General features: G+C 69.6%; 5 protein-coding genes. 3 read left to right on the top strand and 2 right to left on the bottom strand.

Going from position 1 to position 3,896, the window contains the following annotated elements; translation table 11 throughout:
• Both QZ213_RS25710 and tsaD read right to left on the bottom strand, forming a co-directional pair.
• A partial coding sequence (locus QZ213_RS25710; RefSeq protein WP_291688874.1) for an NAD(P)-binding domain-containing protein occupies window positions 1-225 on the bottom strand: 225 nt, incomplete at its 3' end.
• 17 nt (window positions 226-242) lie between these two features.
• Window positions 243-1,316, bottom strand: a complete 1,074-nt coding sequence (gene tsaD / locus QZ213_RS25705; protein WP_291688873.1) for a tRNA (adenosine(37)-N6)-threonylcarbamoyltransferase complex transferase subunit TsaD — start codon at window positions 1,314-1,316, stop codon at window positions 243-245.
• 156 nt (window positions 1,317-1,472) lie between these two features.
• Here tsaD and QZ213_RS25700 point away from each other — a divergent pair, with 156 nt between their 5' ends.
• The 3 genes from QZ213_RS25700 to QZ213_RS25690 form a co-directional block, all read left to right on the top strand.
• The gene (locus QZ213_RS25700; protein WP_291688872.1) at window positions 1,473-2,219 is read left to right on the top strand and encodes a uroporphyrinogen-III synthase; all 747 of its coding nucleotides are present in this window, start codon (window positions 1,473-1,475) and stop codon (window positions 2,217-2,219) included.
• Between the two features lie 36 nt (window positions 2,220-2,255).
• Window positions 2,256-3,401 (top strand): hypothetical protein, encoded by a 1,146-nt coding sequence (locus QZ213_RS25695; RefSeq protein WP_291688871.1) that lies wholly within the window; start codon window positions 2,256-2,258, stop codon window positions 3,399-3,401.
• Between the two features lie 7 nt (window positions 3,402-3,408).
• On the top strand, window positions 3,409-3,896 hold a 488-nt coding region (locus QZ213_RS25690; RefSeq protein WP_291688870.1), incomplete at its 3' end, for a heme biosynthesis HemY N-terminal domain-containing protein.

The following is a 3,896-nucleotide window of genomic DNA, read 5'->3' as shown; positions in this document are numbered from 1 at the left end:
GACGTCGGCGCCGGCGGCGAGCGTGATATCGTCGGTGACGTTGACGCCCGTCTCCAGCCGCACGCTGGACAGTCTTGGATTGACACGCGAGGCGGCGATCTCGGCCGCGCTCTGCGAATTGCGCGCGTAGAGCACGACATCGCGTCCGGCCCGCGCCGCGACGCTGGCTAGCGCCGTTCCCCACGCGCCGGCGCCGATGACTGCAACTGAATTACAAGAGGGCATTGAAAAAGGCTCTCCGCCTAAAATCCCGCGCGCGTGTTCGCGTATCCCGCCGGCGCCGTGGCGTTTTCATCGAGCAGCCAGCGCGCGCGGGGCGCGGCGTCCATCGTATCGACCAGTCCCAGCGCCAGCCGCTCCGCGCCGGCCCAGGCGATCATCGCGCCGTTGTCGGTGCACAAGGCCGGCGGCGGGATGATCAGCGTGGTCTGCGCTTTTGCCGCGACTTCCTGCAGCGCGCTGCGGATCGCCTGGTTGGCGGCGACGCCGCCGGCGGCGACCAGCGCGCGCGGCGGGCCGAACTGTTCGTGAAACAATCGCAGGCCCACGCTCAGCCGGTCGGCGGTCGATTCCAGCACCGCCGCCTGGAAGCCGGCGCAGAGATCGCGGATATCCTGCGGCTCCAGCGGACCAAGCCGCGTGGCCTCGTTACGAACCGCGGTCTTCAATCCCGACAGCGAAAAATTGGCATCCGCGCGCCCGAGCATCGGCCGCGGAAACGCAAACCGTTTTGGGTCGCCGCCGGCAGCGGCACGTTCGACTTCCGGGCCGCCCGGATAGGGCAGGCCCAGCATCTTCGCCACCTTGTCGAAGGCTTCGCCCATGGCGTCGTCGACGGTGGTGCCGAGCCGGACATAGTTGCCGACGCCGACCACCGCGACGATCTGGGTGTGGCCGCCGGAAGCGAGGAACAGGCAATAGGGAAACGCCAGCGCGCAGGTCAGCCGCGGCGTCAGCGCGTGGGCTTCGAGATGGTTCACCGCGATCAGCGGCGTGTCGTGCACCATCGCGATCGCCTTCGCCGTGGTCAGTCCGACGATGACGCCGCCGATCAGCCCGGGACCGGCGGCGGCGGCGACCGCCGAAAGCTGCGCGTAGCCCACGCCCGCTTCCTTCATGGCGCGGTCGACGATGCCGTCGAGCATTTCGACATGGGCGCGCGCCGCGATCTCCGGCACCACGCCGCCGAAGGCCGCATGCTCCTCGGTCTGCGAGCGCACGATATTGGACAGGATCCGCCCCGAGCCGTCCGCCTGGCGCTCGACCACGGCGGCTGCGGTTTCATCGCAGGTGGTCTCGATCCCCAGCACCAGCATTGACGTCGCGTTATCCAATTTGAGCCCTTGCATTAGCTGTGAAACCGGCGTTCGGGTATCCGCGTGAAGCGATTTCAGGCGAAGTGGATAGCATTGCGAGGCCTCGAAGTGAAATCATCCGTTGCTGCCGTATTCCCGTCGGGGCTGGCTTGACGCATGGCTGTTCTCGTCACCCGCCCGCATCCGGACGATGAGGCCACGGCCACCAGCCTGCGCGCCCGGGGATTTGAGGTGCTGAAGGCGCCGATGCTGCGGTTCGAAGCGGTCCCCTTGCATGACGATGGCGAGGCGGACTACGGCGCGGTCGTCGTCACCAGCGCCAACGCGCTGCGCGGCATCGAGTCCCAGCTCAAGGGCAGTCCCTTGCTCAAGCTGCCGCTGTTCGCGGTCGGCGAACATACCGCAGCCGCCGCGCGCGGCGCCGGATTCGAAAACGTGATCTCGGCCAATGGCGACGCCGGCAGCTTGCGCGATCTCGTGCTCGCCCGCGTCAAGGCAAAGGAGCTGAAGAAAGCGAGCCCGCTGCTTTATCTGGCCGGCGCCGATCTGGCGCGCGATCTCGCCGGCGAGCTCGGCGAACGCGGCTTTACCGTCGTCACGCAGACGACGTACCGGATGGCGCCAGTATCAGGCCTGCCGCGCGAAACCAGCGACGCTTTCGCCGCCAACAGCGTCGAGGCGGTGCTGCATTACTCGCGGCGCAGCGCGCGGGCCTTCCTGGAGGCGGCGCGCGCCTCCGGCGTCGAAATCACGGCGCTTTCGATCCCGCAATGCTGCATTTCGGAAGGCGTCGCCTCGGTGGTCCGCGACGCCGGGGCGACCCAGGTCATGGTGGCGGCCGCGCCGGACGAAAATGCCCTGTTTGGGGCGTTGGACCGTGCGTTGCGCCCGGGATCGCGGTAGAACCAACAGATTCCGTAGCAGACAGGGAACCCTGAGATGGCTGAGGACAGGCCCGACGAACTCGAATTGCCGCCGGATGCCGGGCGCGCCAGGCGCGCGCCGCCGACCATCGACCTGGAAGCCACGGAAGTATCGGGCGAATCCCAGGCTTCCAGCGCCGACGCCGGCGCCGAGCCGGACGTTCATCCGAAACGGTCGTTCCAGTGGGCCTGGCGGGCGGCGATCTCCTCCACTCTCATATCGGCGGTATCGGGTGCCTGCGCGGCGGCGCTGGTGATCGCGGCGGCCTGGCTGATGGGATGGCCGGGCGAGCCGGCGGCGCCGCCCGCCCCGGCGGTCAATTCGGCTGCGATCGACGATCTCGCCGCCCGCATCGCCGGCGTCGAATCCAGAATCAATAAGCCCGCGGCGTCCGATCCGGCGGCCGCCGTGCGCGTCGATGCGCTGGAGAAATCGGTCGCCGCGCTGCGCTCCGACCTCGCGGGCCTGAGCGCGCAGTCGGAGAAGCTGGCGTCCGATGTCAAGGACGTCAAATCGGCGCCGCGCGATGCCGCGGCAGCGCCGGATCTGACCGCGATCAACGAGCGCATCGCCGGGCTGGAGCGCGCCGCGCGCGCGCAAAGCACTGACATCGCGCAGGAGAGCACAAGACCGGTCGACGATGTGGCGCTGCGCCGCATCGTCGCGGCGGCCTTGCTCGACGTTCTCGTCCGCGTCGGCGATCCCTATCCGGCCGCGCTGACCGCGGCGAAATCGCTGGCGCCGAACCCGGATGCGCTGAAGCCGCTCGACGGCTTTGCCGCTTCGGGCGTGCCGAGCGCGCCGGTGCTCAGCCGCGAGCTGCTGGCGCTGGTCCCAAAGCTGTCGCCGCCGTCGCCGGAGAATTCCACCACCGGCGCCGGCCTGGTCGACCGGCTGCAGGCCGGGGCCGCCAAACTGGTTCGCATCGAGCGCACCGACGCCGTCGGCAACAGCAGCGGCAATGTGGTCGCGCGCGTCACCGCCGCCGCCTTGCGCAACGAGTACAAGGAAGCGCGGCGCGAGCTGGAGACGCTGCCGCCCGCCGACCGCACCGCCGCGCAAGGCTGGATCGAAAAAGCCGACGCGCGCGACGCGGCGCTCGCGGTGTCCCGACAATTCGCGGCCGAGGCCATGACGGCGCTCGCCAAGCCGGCGCCATAGGACTCTGATGCATCGGATCATTCTGTTTCTGCTGTTGATAGCGCTCGCAGCGGCGGGCGCGGCCTGGGTGGCCGACCAGGGCGGCGACGTCGTGCTGTCGTGGGACGGCTGGCGCGTCCACACCTCGCTGCCGGTGTTCGCGCTGGCGCTCGGCGTCACCATCGTTGCGGGTATACTGGCGTGGAGCATTTTGCGCGCGCTGTGGCGCACGCCGGAAAAGATCCGCCGCGGCAGGCGCGAGCGCCGTCACGCGCGCGACCGCCATGCCATCACCCACGGCCTGCTCGCGATCGGCCATGGCGACGCCCATGCCGCCCGCGCGCACGCCGCCCTCGCGCGCAAGCATGCCGGCAACGATCCCTTGGCGCTGTTGCTGCACGCGCAATCCGCCCAGCTCAGCGGCGACCGCGCCGGCGCGAAAGCCGCGTTCCATGCCATGGCCGAACGCGAGGACACGCGGCTGTTGGGCCTGCGCGGCCTGTTCATCGAGGCGCA

Source organism: Bradyrhizobium sp., from assembly GCF_017881085.1.
Lineage (GTDB): Bacteria > Pseudomonadota > Alphaproteobacteria > Rhizobiales > Xanthobacteraceae > Bradyrhizobium.
This window is presented reverse-complemented; position numbering and strand designations above follow the sequence as displayed.